The sequence below is a fragment of the Streptomyces sp. RPA4-2 genome, from assembly GCF_012273515.2.
Classification (GTDB): Bacteria; Actinomycetota; Actinomycetes; order Streptomycetales; family Streptomycetaceae; genus Streptomyces; species Streptomyces kaempferi.
This window is the reverse complement of record NZ_CP050975.2, coordinates 9,402,242-9,419,504: the sequence shown is the minus strand read 5'-3', so window position 1 is coordinate 9,419,504 and position 17,263 is coordinate 9,402,242. Positions and strand designations below refer to the sequence as shown.

Annotated in this window: 18 protein-coding genes and 1 pseudogene; 6 read left to right on the top strand and 13 right to left on the bottom strand. The window is 70.8% G+C overall.

Translation table 11 applies throughout. The annotated features are described in order from the left end of the window. Window positions 1-108 precede the first annotated feature (108 nt). On the top strand, window positions 109-348 hold the full coding sequence (locus HEP85_RS41610; protein WP_168532515.1) for a hypothetical protein: 240 nt from the start codon (window positions 109-111) through the stop codon (window positions 346-348). A 208-nt stretch (window positions 349-556) separates the two neighbouring features. Here the strand turns inward: HEP85_RS41610 and HEP85_RS41605 are convergent, their stop codons facing one another. From HEP85_RS41605 to HEP85_RS41590, 4 genes and pseudogenes are all read right to left on the bottom strand, one after another. Further along, window positions 557-1,756, bottom strand: coding sequence for a flotillin family protein (locus HEP85_RS41605; protein WP_168532513.1), 1,200 nt, complete (start codon window positions 1,754-1,756; stop codon window positions 557-559). An 11-nt stretch (window positions 1,757-1,767) separates the two neighbouring features. Then, the gene (locus HEP85_RS41600; protein WP_168532511.1) at window positions 1,768-2,019 is read right to left on the bottom strand and encodes a hypothetical protein; all 252 of its coding nucleotides are present in this window, start codon (window positions 2,017-2,019) and stop codon (window positions 1,768-1,770) included. Between the two features lie 103 nt (window positions 2,020-2,122). After that, window positions 2,123-3,002, bottom strand: a pseudogene (locus HEP85_RS41595) (hypothetical protein). 786 nt (window positions 3,003-3,788) lie between these two features. Continuing rightward, window positions 3,789-4,025: a chaplin gene (locus HEP85_RS41590; protein ID WP_168532507.1), complete on the bottom strand. Its 237-nt coding sequence runs from the start codon at window positions 4,023-4,025 to the stop codon at window positions 3,789-3,791. 224 nt (window positions 4,026-4,249) lie between these two features. Here HEP85_RS41590 and HEP85_RS41585 point away from each other — a divergent pair, with 224 nt between their 5' ends. Further along, window positions 4,250-4,456, top strand: coding sequence for a hypothetical protein (locus HEP85_RS41585; RefSeq protein WP_168532505.1), 207 nt, complete (start codon window positions 4,250-4,252; stop codon window positions 4,454-4,456). Between the two features lie 75 nt (window positions 4,457-4,531). Here HEP85_RS41585 and HEP85_RS41580 read toward each other — a convergent pair whose 3' ends face one another. Continuing rightward, window positions 4,532-5,182: a DUF4360 domain-containing protein gene (locus tag HEP85_RS41580; protein ID WP_168532503.1), complete on the bottom strand. Its 651-nt coding sequence runs from the start codon at window positions 5,180-5,182 to the stop codon at window positions 4,532-4,534. Window positions 5,183-5,577: 395 nt separating this feature from the next. On the opposite strand from HEP85_RS41580, the gene HEP85_RS41575 reads away from it, so the two are divergent. Continuing rightward, on the top strand, window positions 5,578-6,111 hold the full coding sequence (locus HEP85_RS41575) for a hypothetical protein (RefSeq protein ID WP_369658062.1): 534 nt from the start codon (window positions 5,578-5,580) through the stop codon (window positions 6,109-6,111). Window positions 6,112-6,328: 217 nt separating this feature from the next. Further along, entirely contained in the window at window positions 6,329-7,099 is a 771-nt protein-coding gene (locus HEP85_RS41570; RefSeq protein ID WP_211118172.1) for an SDR family NAD(P)-dependent oxidoreductase, read from the top strand. Window positions 7,100-7,339: 240 nt separating this feature from the next. Here HEP85_RS41570 and HEP85_RS41565 read toward each other — a convergent pair whose 3' ends face one another. Both HEP85_RS41565 and HEP85_RS41560 read right to left on the bottom strand, forming a co-directional pair. Beyond that, window positions 7,340-8,893, bottom strand: a complete 1,554-nt coding sequence (locus HEP85_RS41565) for a carboxylesterase/lipase family protein (protein ID WP_168532497.1) — start codon at window positions 8,891-8,893, stop codon at window positions 7,340-7,342. Between the two features lie 460 nt (window positions 8,894-9,353). Further along, window positions 9,354-9,539, bottom strand: coding sequence for a CsbD family protein (locus HEP85_RS41560; RefSeq protein ID WP_168532495.1), 186 nt, complete (start codon window positions 9,537-9,539; stop codon window positions 9,354-9,356). A 269-nt stretch (window positions 9,540-9,808) separates the two neighbouring features. Between HEP85_RS41560 and HEP85_RS41555 the strand changes: the two genes are divergently transcribed. Then, window positions 9,809-10,348, top strand: a complete 540-nt coding sequence (locus tag HEP85_RS41555; protein ID WP_168532493.1) for an AAA family ATPase — start codon at window positions 9,809-9,811, stop codon at window positions 10,346-10,348. Between the two features lie 58 nt (window positions 10,349-10,406). Here HEP85_RS41555 and HEP85_RS41550 read toward each other — a convergent pair whose 3' ends face one another. Next, a complete protein-coding gene (locus tag HEP85_RS41550; protein ID WP_168532491.1) occupies window positions 10,407-11,132 on the bottom strand; it encodes an alpha/beta fold hydrolase in 726 nt (241 codons plus the stop codon). A 143-nt stretch (window positions 11,133-11,275) separates the two neighbouring features. Between HEP85_RS41550 and HEP85_RS41545 the strand changes: the two genes are divergently transcribed. Next, a complete protein-coding gene (locus tag HEP85_RS41545; RefSeq protein ID WP_168532489.1) occupies window positions 11,276-12,217 on the top strand; it encodes a helix-turn-helix domain-containing protein in 942 nt (313 codons plus the stop codon). Between the two features lie 107 nt (window positions 12,218-12,324). Here the strand turns inward: HEP85_RS41545 and HEP85_RS41540 are convergent, their stop codons facing one another. Genes HEP85_RS41540 through HEP85_RS41520 form a run of 5 tightly spaced genes read right to left on the bottom strand, consistent with a single transcriptional unit; the run spans window position 12,325 to window position 17,243 of the window. Then, window positions 12,325-13,089: an ABC transporter ATP-binding protein gene (locus HEP85_RS41540; RefSeq protein ID WP_168532487.1), complete on the bottom strand. Its 765-nt coding sequence runs from the start codon at window positions 13,087-13,089 to the stop codon at window positions 12,325-12,327. Beyond that, window positions 13,086-13,886: an ABC transporter ATP-binding protein gene (locus tag HEP85_RS41535; protein WP_168532485.1), complete on the bottom strand. Its 801-nt coding sequence runs from the start codon at window positions 13,884-13,886 to the stop codon at window positions 13,086-13,088. Before HEP85_RS41535 ends, HEP85_RS41540 begins: the two co-directional genes overlap by 4 nt. After that, window positions 13,883-14,761 carry an ABC transporter permease gene (locus HEP85_RS41530; RefSeq protein ID WP_168532483.1) on the bottom strand — a complete coding sequence of 293 codons (879 nt, stop codon included), beginning with the start codon at window positions 14,759-14,761 and terminating at the stop codon, window positions 13,883-13,885. Before HEP85_RS41530 ends, HEP85_RS41535 begins: the two co-directional genes overlap by 4 nt. Continuing rightward, window positions 14,758-15,723: an ABC transporter permease gene (locus HEP85_RS41525; protein WP_168532481.1), complete on the bottom strand. Its 966-nt coding sequence runs from the start codon at window positions 15,721-15,723 to the stop codon at window positions 14,758-14,760. Before HEP85_RS41525 ends, HEP85_RS41530 begins: the two co-directional genes overlap by 4 nt. Then, window positions 15,723-17,243, bottom strand: a complete 1,521-nt coding sequence (locus HEP85_RS41520; protein ID WP_168532479.1) for an ABC transporter substrate-binding protein — start codon at window positions 17,241-17,243, stop codon at window positions 15,723-15,725. Before HEP85_RS41520 ends, HEP85_RS41525 begins: the two co-directional genes overlap by 1 nt. Between the last annotated feature and the right edge of the window lie 20 nt (window positions 17,244-17,263).

Here is a 17,263-nt window from a genome sequence, read left to right as displayed (position 1 = left end):
CATGGTCGAGTTCTTCCGGTTCTGGCCGAACTGGGAGGATGACTCCCGTGAAGTCGCCGCGGCCTTACCGTAGAGGCACGGCACCAGACACGAGGAGAAGCGCCACCCGTGCACGAAGCACCGATCTACGCCCAACTGATCTCCGAACGCGGCGACATACCGCTTCAGGTCCGCAACGAGGCCCGCCGGATCCAACGCGAACTCGAATGGATCCTCAACACCGATCCCTCGTCGGGCGGTCTCCTCCCGAGGCCTACGGGCGCTTCGGTCCCGAGTCCGCGCCCGCTGCCTCCGGCACTTCCGCCTTCGCTTCCCCCGGGCAACAGCCCGACCGGCTGGCTCAGCTGACGTTCGGTCGCATCACGCGGAAGCGTGCCGACACCCGAGGCGCCCAGCGCTCCCGCGGCCGGGATCACCCGTGGCGACGGCCGCCTCGAAGGAGGCGGGGGCCGGCGCCCCGGGAGCCGTGCCTCGGCGACGGCACTCGACGCGGACGGTGCGTCCGCTCGTCGGTGTCATGCTGCCGAGGTCACGTTCCCGGGGCGGCACTTCGGGTTCAGCCCTGCGAAGACGAGCCGTCCTGCGACTCGTTCCCGTCGGCGCCCTTCTCCGGCGACCGCAGGTATCCGGGCAGCTCCAGCAGCGCCTCCGACTTCCCGGAGCGGCCTTCGGAGTTGTTGCCGTTCAGGTTCTGACGGACCGAGTCCAGGATCGTCAGGCCCTGGGCGACCAGGCCGGCGGCGATCTCACCGAGGCCGTCCGCGCCGTTCAGGACGTTGACGTTGGCGCCCGCGAGTCCGCCCGCGGCCTCCTTCACGATCAGCGGGAGCTGGTCGATCAGCATCCGGTCCAGCGCCACCCGGTCGTGCGAAGCCGCCGCCTCGGCCTGGATCTTCATGCGCTCCGCGTCGGCGATGGCGAGCACCTTGATCCGCTCGGCCTCCGCCTCGGCGGGCTTCACGATCTCGGCCACCAGCTGCTGTTGGCGCAACTGGGCCGCCTTCTGGGCCAGTTCGGTCTGCGCCGCGAGCACCTCCTGCTGCGCGTGGGCCTGCGCCAGCGGTCCGGCCTGGGCCGCCTGCGCCTGCGCGCGGTCCACCTCGGCCGAGTACTCCGCCTTCACTATCGCGGTCTGCCGGGCGTACTCGGCCTGGTTGCGCGCGGCCACCTGCTCGGCCTCGACCGAGGCCTGGGTGGCCTGGGCCTGCGCGATCTGGGCCTGCCGCTGGATGGCGGCCTTGTGCGGCGCGGACATGGCCTCGATGTAACCGGTGTCGCCGTCGTCGATCGACTGGATCTGCAGCGAGTCCACGATCAGACCGATCTTGGCCATCTCGATCTTCGAGGTGTCCAGGACCTCCGCGGCGAGCTTCTGACGTTCGGTGACGATCTCCTCGACCGTCATCGAGCCGATGATGGCGCGCAGATGACCGGCGAAGATCCGGCCGGTCAGCACCGACATCTGGTCCTGGTCGGACAGGAACCGCTGGCCCGCGTTGATGATGCTCTCGTGGTCGTTGCCGACCTTGAACGCGATCACCGCGCGGACGTGCAGCGCGATTCCCTGCTTGGTCACACAGGTCTCGGTGACCTCCGCCTCACACATCGAAAGGGTCAGGAAACGGGTCTTGCGGAAAACCGGGAGCACGAACTTGCCGTGACCCGTCACCACGCGGAACGGCGCGCCCCCCAGTCCCCGCCTGCCGCCCGAGATCAGCATCGCCTCGTCGGGTGCGGGAACGCGGTAACCGAACATCGCTCTACTCCTTAACCGGCGTTGGGCGGGATCCCGCCCAACGCGTCCAACGGATCGGTCCACTCGATGACGTCGACCTCACGGCATCCACGGGATTCGATCACAAGCACGGTGGCCCCGATCGGGAGGGGCTCCTGTGACCACGCGACGAAGGTCTCGGATCCGCCTCTCACCCGCACCAGGATCTCGCCGGGCCCTGCGGCTCCCCGCGTGCCGACGAGGAGCTCCCCGGTACAGCCGATCACGGCCTCGTCCTGCACCACTGTCGGCCGCCCCCAATCATTGTCGTTCTGCTTCCGACCTTAGACCTCCCCGCGTCGGACGCATACGCTCCGGCCGGTCCCCCGTGTCGTGGCCGGGGTGCGCTCAGCTCCTGGTGAACCGGTAGGTCTTGCTGTCGGTGAGTACGCAGAATCCAGGTGACACCACGATCACACGCAGAGTGCCGGTGCGCCGGTCGTAGTCGATGCCCTCCGACTCGAAGCTGCCCGAGCAGGAGCTGCGCTGCGGGAGCTGGCGCAGCGCCGTGACATGACCGGTCACATCGGCGGAGCCGGGCTCCACGGACAGGTCGATCTGCAGCAGCGGCTTGGTGATGCCGAAGAGCGCCCCTTCCGGGTCGTCGGAGGAGCACAGCAGCTGTGCCGACGTCACGAAGTCGCAGCCCTGTACGTCGCGCACGGCGTGGTCGAGGTTGATGGTGGAGGCCTGGGGGAGGTTCGCGGAGGGGGGAGGTGGCGGGGTTCACGCCGGGGGTCGGGAACACCAGCAGGCGGTTCATCGTGCCCCACTCGCCGGACACCATCCAGGAGCCGTTCGGCGAGATGGTGTCGAAGGAGTTGTTCAGCGCCTCCCCGGGGCTCAGGGCGTGGACGTACTCCGACCAGGCACCGCCCGGCGCCTGCACCCGGAACATCTTGGCGTTGCCGGAGTCCGCCTGGTACGGCTCCACGTAGTAGCCGTTGTACGAGGCGTCGGGGTCGCCCACGTGGTTCCAGCCGCGGACAGTGAGACCGAACGGGATCGTGCCGATCCCCGTGTACCGGTTGGGGCTGCCGGCCGGGACCTCGACCGAGGCGAGGCCCTGGCTCTCGGTCAGCGGATCGGCACGGTCGGAGCCGACCTCGTTCCAGGTGTCCGCGGCCGCGGCCGGAGCGGTGGCGGCGACCGAGAGGGCGGCGGCCGTGGCGAGGGTGACGAGACCGGCCAGAACGGCGCGACAACGTTGCCGGGCAGGCATGCGCATGAAGGGTGCTCCTCGGGTGGGGGGTGCTGGTTTCGGCGCACAGTCTGACCCGAGTAATTAGGCATGTACAGGCCAATGGAGAATCATTGGCCGTCCACTCACCTTCCGGACCACGGCAGTTGCCCCCGCATCCCCCTGCACCGGAGTGCCCATGCCGAGATCCGGAACCACCCGTGACGCGGCACCGGTCGCCACGGCCGTCATCGGGCCGGGCCAGGCCGCTCCTGACGCCCGCCGAGGGCGGCTCGTCGGGCAGCTCGGCCGGAATCGACGGTTCGAGCCGGCCGGGCGATTGCATCACCCGCTACCCGATGGCTCCGCACGAGGGCCATGACATGGAGACGCGGGAGCGGTCCGCGTGGTGTGCCATCCGAGGGCTGGAACGGGTCCTCGTCCGGGCGGAGTTCGAGGAGGCGTCGGGGGCCGGCCGTCCTCTACACCTCGGGGCCGGGACCGGCCGCCGTCGGCGCCGCGGAGAGGGCGGACGTCGGCGCGGGTGACACGGTCACGACCGGCGCGGAGGTGGAGGACCGGCAAACACCGGGCCGCTGATCATGACGGGGGTCTCGCATGCGGTCCGGCGGGTCGCGCATGCGGTCCGGCAGGGGGGATGGGCCGCCGGGACCGAGGGTGTCCTGCGGGCCGGCAATGTCCCGTCCGGCCCGGATCGTCGCGCCGTCGGCCGAGGTGCTTGGCGGACGGGACGAGTGGGGCCGCGGCCGGCCGGAATCCCGTACCCGGCCGCGCACCGCCGGGCAGGAAGTCCTGCCCGGCGGCGCTGGCGGGTCAGTTGTTCGCGCAGGCGCTACCCGTCGCCGGGTTCAACAGGCCCACCACGTCGACCGTGTCGCCACAGAGGTTGAGGCCGAGGTCGACGGGGATCTGAATGACGTTGCCGGACAGGAGACCGGGGCTGCCCACGGCGGCACCGACCGGGTCGGGGTCGGCGGCGGAGGCGGTCCCGGCGGTGGCCGCGAGGGCCACGCTCGCCAGTCCGGCAGCGGCCATCAGACGAATACGCATTGCAGGCTCCGATCAGTCGCAGAAGTGCGGTTCCTCCACCTTCACCTGCGGAACCTCCGGCCGACATCGTTGTACGTCCGAACGGGTCGCCCGGACCCCGAGGACCATCTCCTGGCCCGTGTCCGGGCACCTACGGGGCACCCCGGACACGCACGGGACGCGTCGCGCGGGGTGCCCGGATTGCCCGTAGCGTGAGAACAGGTCAGGTGGAACAGGGAGAGATCATGTCAACGAGCCAACCGGATTCGCCCGCGCCGTCCGACGAGAGGGCGACCCCCGACGCGCTGCTGCACACCGGCGCCGGCGGCGAGGTCACCGCCGAGGACCTGGTGCTCGCCGCAGGTCGCGACATCACCCCGGAGAACCTCGCCTGGGCCGAACGCAAGCTGGCACAGGAGGGGCCCGCCGCCCTCGAAAGGCTGCTGCCCTAGCTTGACCGGCTCCGATGCGGCGGAGCCGGCCAAGGGGGCACGAGGGGCCGGGGTCGCCGGGTCAGCGATCCCTGGTCACGATCCGGGGCACTCCTTCCAGGCCAGGTGGTAGACGGTGCTGATGTCGCCGTCCGTCGAGTCCATGGTCATGAAGCTGGTGCTGCCCGGCGCCGAGGTACCCGCGTTGACGCGCAACTCGGTGTTGATGTTGAAGTTCCGCTGAACACCACAGGGGGCCCAGACCAGTTGGGCCCAGTCCGTGACGTCGGTGGCCTGCCAGTTGTCGTTGTACGGGCCGCCGAAGGGATGCGTGATGGCCGCCGTGTTCGAGGACCCCTGGAAGTAGTACGAGGCCTTCTCGGTGCTGCTGGCGCCGCGCTGGAGCGAGGCGAAGCCTCGGTAGTCGGCGCTGGCGATGGCGTACGTGAAGCCCTGCGGTACGTGGACGATCAGGTTGAGCTGGCAGTTCTTGCGGAACGCGGTGGGCTCGGAGGCTCCGCCCACCTGGGCGAGGTATTCACTGTAGGTGACGGTGAAGGCCGTGTTGTCCGGGGACACCGCGACGGCCGCGGTGCCCTGCGGGCAGCCGGAGCCGTTCACGGTGGCCACCTTGATGACGATCTTGTCCGGAGGAGGGTCGACGATCCCGGAGGACGGATCCTGTCCGGGCAGTGCGGTGGCGAACAGGGCGGCGATCGCGCCACCCAGAAGCAGCCCACCAGCCATGGTGCTCCCATCCGTTGCGTTGGCGTTTCCGGCGGCACGGAACGTGTGCCGCCGCGAATTGGGGGGTGCGGCTCCTCCCGCGTACGGGAAGGGCCGTCGCAGACCAGTGCGTTGGATCAAGCGTGAACTGTTGAACCATGTACATGACAAGTCCATGCGCATGGGTGACCCGGAAATGTGAAGGAGCCGTGAAGTCCGGGACGACCGCATCGTATGTACCCCGGCACCCGGCGGTCAGGGCGATCTCCGGCCATTCACCGAGTACGCCCGTTCACTCCCGCCGTGGCCGACGAGGGCGCCCGCCGGCCGCCGGCCCGACGGACAGACCCTGTGACTCTCCTCGAATCCCCCCGCCGCCGCACGGCTCCGCACCCGCTCCTGCGACACTGAACGTCATGGAGTCCCGACACCTGCGAATCGGCCGCCGTCGCATATGGATGCTCAGCGGAGCCTGCTTCCTCGTGCTCGGCCCGGTCGGCTACTTCCTCGGCGGTTGGATTCCCCTGGCCGCACTGATCGTGGCGCTCACCGCGGCCACGTCGGTCTCGCACTGGAAGGCCGCCTCATGGCTCGCGCCCGCCGTGGAACGGGGGCAGCGGGAAAGCCGCCGGGACGTGGCGACCTTCTGCGTGGTCATAGCCGTCAGCGGCTACGCCCAGCCCCCGGCGCTCGGAGCCCCCGACCTGGCCGCACTGCGCCTGGAGGCCTATCGGGCGGCCGCCCACGACGATCTCGACGAGGAACTCCGGGGCCTTGCGGCCGACGCGCTCGCCGCCGCCGACGCCGCGCACACCGAGGACACCCCGGTGGCCTGGCGGGCCGCACGCGCGAGTGCGGAGCGGCTGGCGCACGCGGCGCAGGAGGGCAATCCCTACGTACGGAACCTGCTGATCCAGTGGGTCGAGGGGAACCCGGCCGCGGACCGCTAGCGCGTGTTGCGGTACCAGGTCGCGCACAGCGATGCGCTCGGATCCGTGGACGGTGACCGGTGCGCCGCGGCGTCCGACGACGGGGGATCTTCCGCCGTACGGAATGTACTCGGGTGATCCGGCGACACGGCGGGGTGCCGTGCGCCGAAGGCCGAAACCGTGGGGCCGGCGAGGCCATCCGGGTGTGCATCACCAACTCCCTGGAAACGTGAGGACCATGGCGGACTTCTCCAGCAGGACCGGTGCCGCGTTCGTGGCGGGCGGCACCGGTGGTATCGGCGCGGCCGTCGTCCGTACGCTGGCCGAGCGCGGCAGCGACGTGGCGTTCACGTACCGCGCCAGCCGGGCCGGGGCCGACGCGCTCGCCGCCGAAGTGCGCGAGCACGGGCGTCAAGTCCTCGCACTGCGCCTCGATCTGACCGATGAGACGGCCACGGCGGAAGCGGTCTCCGAGGCCGCCGACGCCTTCGGCGGCCTCCACACGGTGGTGTACGCGGCCGGCCCGCACGTGCCGATGGTGCACCTCAGCCAGGTGACACCTCGTCAGTTCAAGGCCCAACTCGACGCGGACGCACTGGCGTTCTTCCACCTCGTCCATCCCTCGCTGCCGCGGCTGCGGGAGAGCCGGGGCAGCATCGTCGCCGTCACCACCGTGGCCACCCGCAGGTTCCCGGTCCGCGACGGGCTCTCCTCGGGCACCAAGGGTGCGGTCGAGGCGGTCGCGCGGGCTCTGGCGGCCGAGGAGGGCCGGTACGGGGTCCGGGTGAACTGCGTCGCCCCGGGCATGCTGACCGACGGCATCGCCGCCCGGCTGATCTCCTCCGGCGAACTCGACGAGAGGGCCCTGCGGATCACCCGCCACAACATCCCGCTACGGCGCTTCGGCGAGGCGACGGACATCGCGGAGGCGGTGGCGTTCCTGGCCTCGGACCGCGCCGGTTTCATCACGGGGCAGGCGCTGGGAGTGGACGGCGGCTACAGCGTGTAGCGGCGGCCACCCGCACTATCGGCGGATGCGGCAAAATCGGCCTCACGCCGGGCACGAACCGCATCGGCCCGGCCGGCGCGCCCTCGCACCGGCCGGACTGCCGGTCAGCGCGGGGCGACCGGCCCGGGAGGCCGGGGCCCTCGCACGAAACGCCGCCCGCCTCCACGGTCCGTCCCGTGGCGGTGATGCCCCACTACTCGCGCGCTGTCGCACATCGGTGCGTGCGCGGCGGGCCGTCGGTCAGCCGTACAGCCCGGTCGCGAGGTCGTCGAGGGACCACCAGGTCCCCGACTGCCACTCGCGACCGTGCCAGGCGGCACGGCGCGTACCGCGCGGGTCGTCGACCGAGCGGGGCCCGGCGGGGCCGAAGACCATGGTGGCGCGCCGGCCGGTGGTGTACGCGGGCCAGTCCGGCAGCCCCTCGGCGGCGGGCACACCGTCGGTGACGAAGGCCCCGAAGGCCTCGTGGAGCAGGCCGTTGACCCCCGGACCGCCGAGCCACATCGCGTCACCGTCCGTACCGTGGATCGCGGGCAGGACCCCGCCGGGGACGACACTCGGCGGGAGCCCGGTCAGGGGCATGTCGTACCGGGAACGCCAGACGGGCGCGTGGGCGGACTGGGCGTCGGCGAGCCGCGTCGCGGGGATTCCGTACCGCTCGTCGGTCATCACGTCGACCCGCGACCCGACCGGATCGCGGGCCGGTCCGGACGGGTGCTCCGCGTAGACGGCGAGGATGTGGTCGCGCGCGGCGGCGCCGAAGTACTCCTCCAGGACGCGGTCCGCCTGCTCGGCCGCGTCGGGAGCGAGGAGTTGGTAGAGCGCGCATTCGTTGACGCACGTCTGGGCCAGCAGCGCGACGCCGGCGGCGGCGCCCGCCGCGAGGGCGTCCAGGGGTTTGCGGGTGAGGGCGAGCCCGTCGATGGAGGGCCGCCACAGCCAGGCGGCCCGCACTCCCTCGCCGACCGCGTTCTGCGCGCCGAGGATCTCCTCCGCGGGCACCTCGCGGATGCCGTCCGCCGCCCCGGCTCCCAGCACGCGCAGGAACCGCCGGGTCAGGTCGGTGTCCTGGGCCCGGTCGGCGACGTGGTCGGCCCCGCCGCTCGACGAGACGGCCCGGTGGATCATGCCTCGGGTGAGGGGCGAGGCGAGCAGGTTGGCGACGGACTTGGCGCCGGCGGACAGACCGTAGAGCGTGATCCGGTCCGGGTCGCCGCCGAAGCCGGCGATGTTCTCGCGGACCCAGCGCAACGCGGCGATCTGGTCGTGCAGACCGAAGGCACCGGTGTGCTCCTCCCCGTCCAGCGCGAGGAACCCCAGTGCGCCCAAACGGTAGTTGAACGTCACCACGACCACACCGTGGGCGCGTGCGAGGGCCGCGCCGTCCCCGGCGATGTCGGTGCCGGTACCGACCTGGTAGCCACCACCGTGGATCCACAGCAGCACGGGACGGGCCTCGGCGTCCGCCGGAGCCGTCACGTTGAGGTACAGGCAGTCCTCCGACGGCTCGGGCAGCGTGGGCGCGTCGGGCGACGGGGGGTCCTCCGTCACGGCGGGCAGGAGCATGGGCGGCTGCGGGGCGGGGGCCCCAAGTGCCGTGGCCTCGCGTACTCCGCTCCACGCCTCGGGCCGCCTCGGTGGCCGCAGCCGCAGCGAACCCACGGGAGGGGCCGCGTACGGGATGCCGCGCCAGCCGAGGACGCCGTCGCCGATCTCGGCACCGCGCACCTTCCCGCCCGCGGTGTCGACGACGTACGCCGCCGTGCCCGCGCCGGACCGTGGCCTCCCCGTCATACCGTCCTCCCTCGTGCCGTCGGGACCGGTTCTGCGAGCGGCCCCGCGCCATGGCCCTGGTACACCGGCCGGCCGCCTACGCCGTGCGCGTCCAGGTGCCCCTCCTCGCGGAGTGCCGCACTGGTGTGTGCGAACGCGATCCACTCCTGGAACGTGATGGGGCTGTCCTCGCGGTCCGACCAGTGCGATGCGCGCGTCACATGTAGCTCGTATCCCATGCCGGGGATCATCCACGACGGGTCCGACACACACCCGGGTCGCTTCCCGGCCTCCGTTTCCTCCAGCCCTGTCCACAGCCGTTCGGGTGACGCCGAAGTCGCTGCGGGACAGGAACTCTCACCCCGAACGGCGGGCCCGGCGTCCCGAAGACGTCGGGCCTGCGTACGTGCGGTGGCTCCTGAAGACAGAGGGGCGCCCCTCGACCGAGGTCGAGGGGCGCCCTTCGTGCGGGGTGAAGCGGTCAGTGCTTGTCGCGGAGTGAGTCGCGAGCACCTGCGGCCTTGCCGCGGGCCTTCTCCGCGGCGTCGCGGACGTTGGCCTTGGCCTGGTCGGTCTTGCCCTCGGCTTCCATGCGCTCGTTGCCGGTGGCCTTGCCGGCCATCTCCTTGGCCTTGCCCTTGGCCTTGTCCATGGAACTCTTGCCCATGATCACTCCTTGGTTGGGGGGTTACGTCTGCCACGCTAGGGGCGGTCGGCGGCTCCCGCATCCGGAGCGTGTTCACTCCGTCACCGAGAGGCCCCTTGAGCGGTCGCCGGGCCTACGGAGGACATCCCCCCGGTACGCGCCCGCGAGGACCGACGCGCACCTCCCCCGAGGGGCACTCTCGGAACCCCGGTACGGACTCTCCCCGTTCCACGTCTCGCGGGAGACATCCCTCCCCGACCGCACGGGGACGCGACGAGTAGCCTTCTCCGGTGAAACGCATCTTGGTCGTCGGCATCACCGGGGCCGGGAAGACCACCATGGCGCAGTCCCTCGCCGCACGGCTTCAGCTGCCTTTCCACGAGATGGACGCCCTGAAGTTCACCGGCCCGCAGTGGGCGTCCAACCCCGGTCTGCAGCAGCAGGTGGCCTCGATCGCGGCCACCTCGGGGTGGATCTTCGACTCCTTCGGCTACCCGGAAGTCCGCGATCTGCTGTGGACGCATGCCGACACGGTGATCTGGCTCGACTACCCCAGATCCGTGATCATGCCCCGTATTCTGCGCAGGTCGTTGCGCCGGACCCTGCTGCGCGAGCGCATCTTCGGCGGCAACCTGGAGACCGTGTCCGGCTGGTTCGGAAGCGACCACCCGGTGTGGTGGGCCTGGTCCCAGCACGGCGCGCGGCGGTCGGAGATCGGCCGACGCGCCCAGGATCCGCGCTTCGCGCCGCTCCAGGTCATCCGCTTCCGCTCACCGCGACGCGCGGACGAATGGCTGCGAACCCTGCGTGAGGACGGGTCCGGCGTCTGACCGGGCGACCGCACGAAGGGCGCACGTCCGGGCCGGCGGGTGTGTGGTGGGCGGCGGGTCAGGCGAGCTCGAGCAGGATTCCGGTGAGTTCGGCCGGCATGGTGACCATGCAGTCGTGGCCGGTCGCCAGTTCCCGCACGTGGGCCGGGGTGCGGTTGGGCTGTGTCGCGGGGACGGGGCGCCGGTCGAAGCCTTCCGGCCTGCCGACGGTGCAGTGGATGTGCGTCCGCGGGATGGTGTTCACCGCCGGGTTGTCCAGTCGTACCGGCTGTTGGAGGCAGCGCACCGAGAGATCCGACAGCATCGTGCGCAGCCAGGCGACGTCCGCCGGGTCGGTGACCCCGAAGAGACCCGAGGGCGGCGGCAGCTCGGGAAGCGGGGGAACCCGCCAGCCGTCGTCCGACTTCAGGGCGAGATCGATCAGGACCTGGGTCACGGGCATGACATCGGCCGCGTTCTCGCCGTCCTCCGGGACCATCGCGTCGAGGTAGACCAGATGCGCGATCCGGTCCGGGACCTGATTGGCCGCGGACGAGATGACCAGACCGCCGTAGCTGTGGCCCACGAGGACCACCTCGGTGAGGTCCTCCTCGATGATCAGCTCGACGATGTCGTCGACATGCGTGTCGAGCCCCACTTCGGGGCCGAGCAGATGCGCCTTGTCGCCGTGGCCGGTCAGCGACGGCGTGAGCACCCGGTGTCCGGCCGACGCCAGCAACGGCACCACCCGCTCCCAGCACTCTCCGCTGTGCCAGGCACCGTGTACCAGCAAATAGGTCGACATGGTTGCGCTCCTCGCTGTGGTTGTCCGCGCTCGGCGGGTCGCTGATCAGGCTGCCGCCCGCGCTCCGACCGGGCCAGGGCCCCCTCGTTCCTGGGGGTGACAGGGCCAGGCACCCGCGCAAGTGGGCGAATTACAGTGGGGCGATGCGCGACGAAACGAACCTCTTGGGCGACTACGTACGCGCCCGCCGTGAGCTCGTCACTCCCGGACAGGCCGGTATCCCGGTCGTGGGAAAACGGCGCGTTCCGGGTCTGCGCCGGGAAGAGGTCGCGATGCTCGCCGGCATCAGCGCCGACTACTACCTGCGCCTGGAGCAGGGCCGCGATCGCAACCCCTCCGTGCAGATCCTCGAGTCCCTCGCCCGCGTCCTGCAACTCGACGACGACGCGACGGCCTACCTGCTGCGTCTGGGCGCCGGCAAACCCCGACGGCGCCGGCGCCGGAAGGAGACCGTTCCGGCGGGGATCGTCAAGCTCGTCGCCGCGCTCCCGCTCCCCGCGCTGGTCGAGGGCCGCTACTTCGACGTGCTCGCCGCGAACGCCTTGGCGACCGCTCTGTCCCCGCGCCTCGTGGCGGGAGCCAACCGGCTGCGGGACGTGTTCCTCGACCCCGCCGAGCGGGCCCTGTACGCGGACTGGGAGAACGCGACCATGGGCATGGTGGCGGGCTTCCGCGAGTCCGTCGGCACCGACATCGACGACCCCCGGTTCATCGAGCTCGTCGGCGAACTCTGCCTCGCCAGCCCCCGGTTCAGCCGGCTCTGGGCCCGCCACGACGTGGCGGCGTGCGAAGGCGCGTCGAAGCACATCGACCATCCCCAGGTCGGTGGCCTGTGGCTGAACCGGGAGAGGCTCGGCATCGGCGGCACGGCGGGCCAGACGCTTGTCGTCTACCACCCCGACCCCGGCACCGACAGCGCCGACGGACTCGCGCTCCTCGCCTCCGCCACACAGGCACCGATCACCCCGCGGGACACCACCGCCGACGAGCCGACGCGAGCGGATGCCGAACGCGGCGCACCCGCCGCGGGCCCGGATGCCCGCCGCCCGGCGGCCGGCGACCACAGGCGTACGGGTTCGGCCTGATCCAGCGGTCTCGGCCTGATCCAGCAAGTCCGACCTGGTCCAGCGAGTCCGACCTGATCCAGCGGATTCGGCCTGATCCCCCGAATCCGGCCCGTTACGGGGACGGGTCAGACGGGCAGTCTCGGCACGCTGTCGAGCAGACGGCGGGTGTAGGGGTGCGCGGGGTCGCCCAGCACCTGGTCGGTTTCGCCCTGCTCCACGATGTGGCCGCGTTCCAGTACGGCGGTGCGCTCGCACAGGGACGCGACGACCGACAGGTCGTGGGAGACCATCACGATCGTGAGTCCCTGTTCCTGCTTGAGTTCGGCGAGCAGGTCGACGACCTTGACCCGGGTGGTGACGTCGAGCGCGCTGACGGGTTCGTCGGCCAGCAGCACCCGTGGATGGCACACCGTGGCGCGGGCGATGGCGATCCGCTGCCGCTGCCCCCCGGAGAACTCGTGCGGGTAGCGGTCCGCCGCGTCGGCGGGCAGACCGACCCGCTCCAGGGCCGCCGCCGCCTTCGGTGCCGCGCCGGCCCGGGTGTCGATGCCCAGGGAGCGCAGCGGCTCGGCCACGATGGCGCCCACGCGACGGCGTGGGTCGAGTGAGGAGTAGGGGTCCTGGAAGACGCACTGCACGCTGCTCCGGAAGCGGCGCAGTTGCCGCCGGTCGCGCAGGGACAGGTCGGCGCCGTCGAAGCGGACGCTGCCCGCGGTGGGGCGGGACAGGCCCAGCAGCAGGCGCAGCAGAGTCGTCTTGCCCGCCCCCGACTCGCCGACGAGGGCGAGGCTGTATCCGGCCTCGACGGTGAGCGAGACGTCCTCGACCACGTTGGCCGCGCTCCCGCGGTGGCGCAGCGCCACGTCCTTCAGTTCCAGTACGGGCGTCACCGCGCGCTCCTCAGGTCCAGGGCCGACTGCAGTCTGCGGGCGCTGGCCACGAGCGCTTCGGTGTACTCCTCGCGCGGCGAGCGGATGAGGGTGTGGACGGGGCCTTCCTCGACGGCCCGGCCGTCCTTCATCACCAGGGCACGGTCGGTCACCCGGGCCACGACGGCGAGGTCGTGGCTGACGAAGAGCACCGCCATCTCCCGTTCCCGGACGAGGGTGTCGAGGAGGTCGAGCATCTCCGCCTGCACGGACACGTCCAGCGCGGTGGTCGGTTCGTCGGCGATCAGCAGTCTGGGTGCGCACGCCAGGGCCATGGCCAGGGCGACGCGCTGTCGCTGTCCGCCGGAGATCTCGTGCGGAAAGGCGCGGGCGATCCGTTCGGGTTCCGGCAGCCGTACCTGTGCCAGCGCGTCGCGTACGGCGTCGCGGAGGCCGGGTCCCCTCAGACCGGTGTGTCTGCGGAGGGGTTCGGCGATCTGCCGGCCCACGCGCATCAGCGGGTCGAGCGCGGTGAGCGGCTCCTGGAAGACGACGGCGGCGTCCCGGCCGCGTACGGAGGTGAGCGTCTTCTCGGTGGCGCCCACGATCCGGGTGCCCGCGAGGTCGATGCCGCCGGTGGCGGTCATGCCGTCGGGCAGCAGGCCGAGCACGGCGAGGGTGGTGAGTGATTTGCCAGAACCGGACTCGCCGATGAGCCCCAGCCGTTCGCCGCTCGCCACGGTGAAGGAGAGGTCGTCGACCAGGGTCCGTCCGTCCGCGGCGGTGACGGTCAGGCCACGTACGTCGAGGAGGGTCATGTGCGCCTCCGGCGGGTCGCCGGGTCGAGGGTCTCCCGTACGCCGTCGGCGATGAGGTTGACACCGATCACGAGCAGGACGAGCAGGACGCCCGGGGCGAGGGCCCCGGCGGGGGCCGTGGTGAAGGTGGCCTGCGCCTCCTGGAGCATGCGGCCCCACGAGGCGTTGGGCGGCGGTGCGCCCAGGCCCAGGTAGGACAGGCCGGCCTCGGCCAGCACGGCGAGGCCGAACTGGAGGGCGAGGTTGACCACGAGGGTGGGCCAGATGTTGGGCAGGACGTGGCCGACCACCGTACGCGGCCAGGAGGTGCCGGAGGTGCGGGCGGCGGTGATGTAGTCCTGCGCCAGGACCCGCTTGACGAGGATGCGTACCAGCCGGGCGACGACGGCGCTCTGCGCCAGTCCGATCGCGAGGATCGCGGAGCCGAGGGTCGCCGACCGCGCGGCGACGATGAGCATCGCGAGCAGCAGCGTGGGGAAGGCGATCAGGATGTCGAGGAACGCGGAGAGCGTGTCGTCGAGCCAGCCCTGCGCGAACGCCGCGAGCACCCCCAGGGTGACGCCGATGGCCGCGGCGAGGAGTACCGATCCGAGGCCGGCCTCGACGGCGATCCGCGAGCCGGTCATGACCTGGGTGAACAGGTCGCGGCCGAGTTTGTCGGTACCCAGCAGATGTCCCCCGCCGGGTCCGGCGAGCCGTCCGCCGGAGGTGTCGTCCGCGGAGTAGGGCAGCCAGAACAGGGAGACCAGGGCGAGCAGCGCGATGAGTCCGGCGAGGACACAGCCGACGACGAGCGTGGCGGAACGGCCCGATCGGCGGCCGCCCGGCGGTGCCTTCGCGAGCGGCACCGTTGCGAGCACGTCGGGCGGGGTCATCGGGCACCTCCGGAGAGTCGTCCGCGCAGCCGTGGGTCGACGACTCGCTGGACGAGGTCGGCGACGAATCCGATGAGCAGGACGGCGAGCGTGGAGACGAACAGGACGGCCTGGATGACGGGGTAGTCGTGTTGGGCGATGCCGGTGGCGAGCATCGAGCCGAGGCCCGGCAGCGCGTACACGGACTCAACGACGACCGCGCCGAGCAGGGTGGAGGCGAGTTCGATGGCGAGGACGGAGATCACCGGCACGGAGCTGTTGCGCAGGCCGTGCCGCCACATGGCCCGCCCGAAGGACGACCCCAGGGCGCGGGCGGTACGCAGGTAGTCGCTGCCGAGGACGTCGAGGGTGGCGGAGCGGACGTAACGGATCAGGGACGCGCTCATCACCAGGGCGATGGTGACGACGGGCAGCACGAGGGAACGGATCGCGTCGGCGGGGTCGGACCAGCCGTCCGGGGGGAAGCCGCCCGCCGGGAGCCAGCCCGCGTTCAGCGCAAACACGGCGACGAGGATCATGCCGAGCCAGAACACCGGGATGGCGATCCCCAGTTGGGACACACCGCTGAGGAGCGCGCCGTACCAGGTGCGTCGCTTGTACGCGGCGACGAACCCGGCCGGCACCGCGATGAGAACGGCGAGGACGAACGCGGCGAGGGTCAGCGGGACGGTGACGTCCAGCCGGGAGGTGACCTCGGGTCCGACGGGCAGTGAGCTGACGAAGGAGGTACCGAGGTCACCGTGGGCCAGCTGCCCGAGCCAGTGGGTGAACTGTTCGGGCAGCGGCCTGTCGGACCCGATGGAGTGCCGTGCCGCTGCGATCTGCTCGGGGCTCGCGCCCACCGAGGTGAGCGCGTTGGCCGGGTCACCCGGGAGCAGCCGCAGCAGGACGAACAGCACGACGCTCGCCAGGGCCAGCGACACCACGAGGAAGGCCAGTCGGCGCAGGAGGTAGCGCGCCATCAGCCCTTCTTCTTGATGTCGTAGGCGTAGAACTGCGAGTTGAGGCCGTTGAGCGGGTAGTCCGAGAGCTTGCTGCTCGCGACGACGATCTGCGGGTAGAGGTAGAGCCAGTCGCTGGCCGCGTCCTTGGCGGTCTGCTCGTTGACCTTCTTCAGCAGAGCGGTCTGCTCCGCGGCCGTGGAGGCCTCTTCGGCCTGCTCGACCCACTGTGTGACCTGCTTGTTGTCGTAACCCCAGTAGAAGTCGGGGTTGCCGTACCAGACGAGGTCACGGTCGTTGACGTGTTCCTGGAGCGTGGCCGTGAAGTCGTGGTTCTTGTAGACCTTCGTGTACCACTCGTCGGGCGTGATCGTGTTGATCTTGACGGTGATGCCGACCTTGGCGAGCTGGGACTTGATGAAGGTCGCGGCCGTGGGGTGCGGGTCGTAGTTCGGGGTGTCGAGGGTGAAGGTGAAGCCCTTGGCGTACCCGGCCTCGGCGAGCAGCTGCTTGGCGTGCGTCGGGTCGTAGGCGTTGACCTTGGTGAGGTCCTCGTACCAGGGGTCGGTGGGCGGCACCATCGAGCCGATGAGCTTGCCGTAGCCGGCCCACACCGACTCCAGCAGCTTCTTGTCGTCGATGGCGGAGGACACGGCCTGGCGCACCTTGACGTTCGTGAAGGGCTTGGCCTTGTCGTTGAAGGCGAGCAGCAGCTTGGTGGTGGAGTTGCCGTCGTTGACCTTGTAGTTCTGGTTGCTCTTGAACTGGTCCAGGGCGTCGGGCGACTGTTCGCTGGTGACCACGTCGACGGCGTTGGTCAGCAGCGCGTTGTTGAGTGCCGTGGCGTCCTTGTAGTAGTGGAAGACGACCTGCTGGTTGCTGGCCGCGTGGCCCCAGTAGCCGGCGTACCGGTCCAGGCCGAGGGCGGAGCCGCGCGTCCACTTGCCCAGCTTGTACGGACCGGTTCCGTCCTCGGTCGTCTTCAGGTTCTTGGCCTGGGAGTTGATGATCCAGACGTAGGAGAGGTTGTAGACGAAGGAGATCGACTTCTTCGACAGCGTGACCTTGACGGTCCGCGGGTCGGGGGTGGCGATGTCCTTGACGACCTCGAGGTTGCTCTTGCGGGCGGACTGGGAGTCGTCCGCGAGCACCTTCTGCAGGCTGTACTTGACGTCCTGGCTGGTGAGCGCCTTACCGCTGTGGAACTTCACGCCGTCGCGCAGCGTGAAGGTGTACGTGAGTCCGTCGCCGCTGACCTTGTAGTCCTGGGCGAGGAGCTTCTCCACCTTGCCGTCGTCGGTGAGCTTGAACAGCCCCTCGTAGACATTGCCGTTGAGGGCCTCGGTGACGCCCTGGCCGCCGCCCGCGGTGTTGTCGAGGTTCTGCGGCTCGTAGAGGGAGCCGATGTTGACGGTGGCGTTCTTGTCGTAGGAGCCGCCCGTGGCACCGCCGCCCGAGCCGGAGCCGCCGCAGGCGGTCAGGGCCAGGGCGAGGGTGGCCGCCGTCGCGGTGCCGTACAGGGAGGTCTTCTTGATGCTCATGGTGAGGAGGCGCTTTCGTG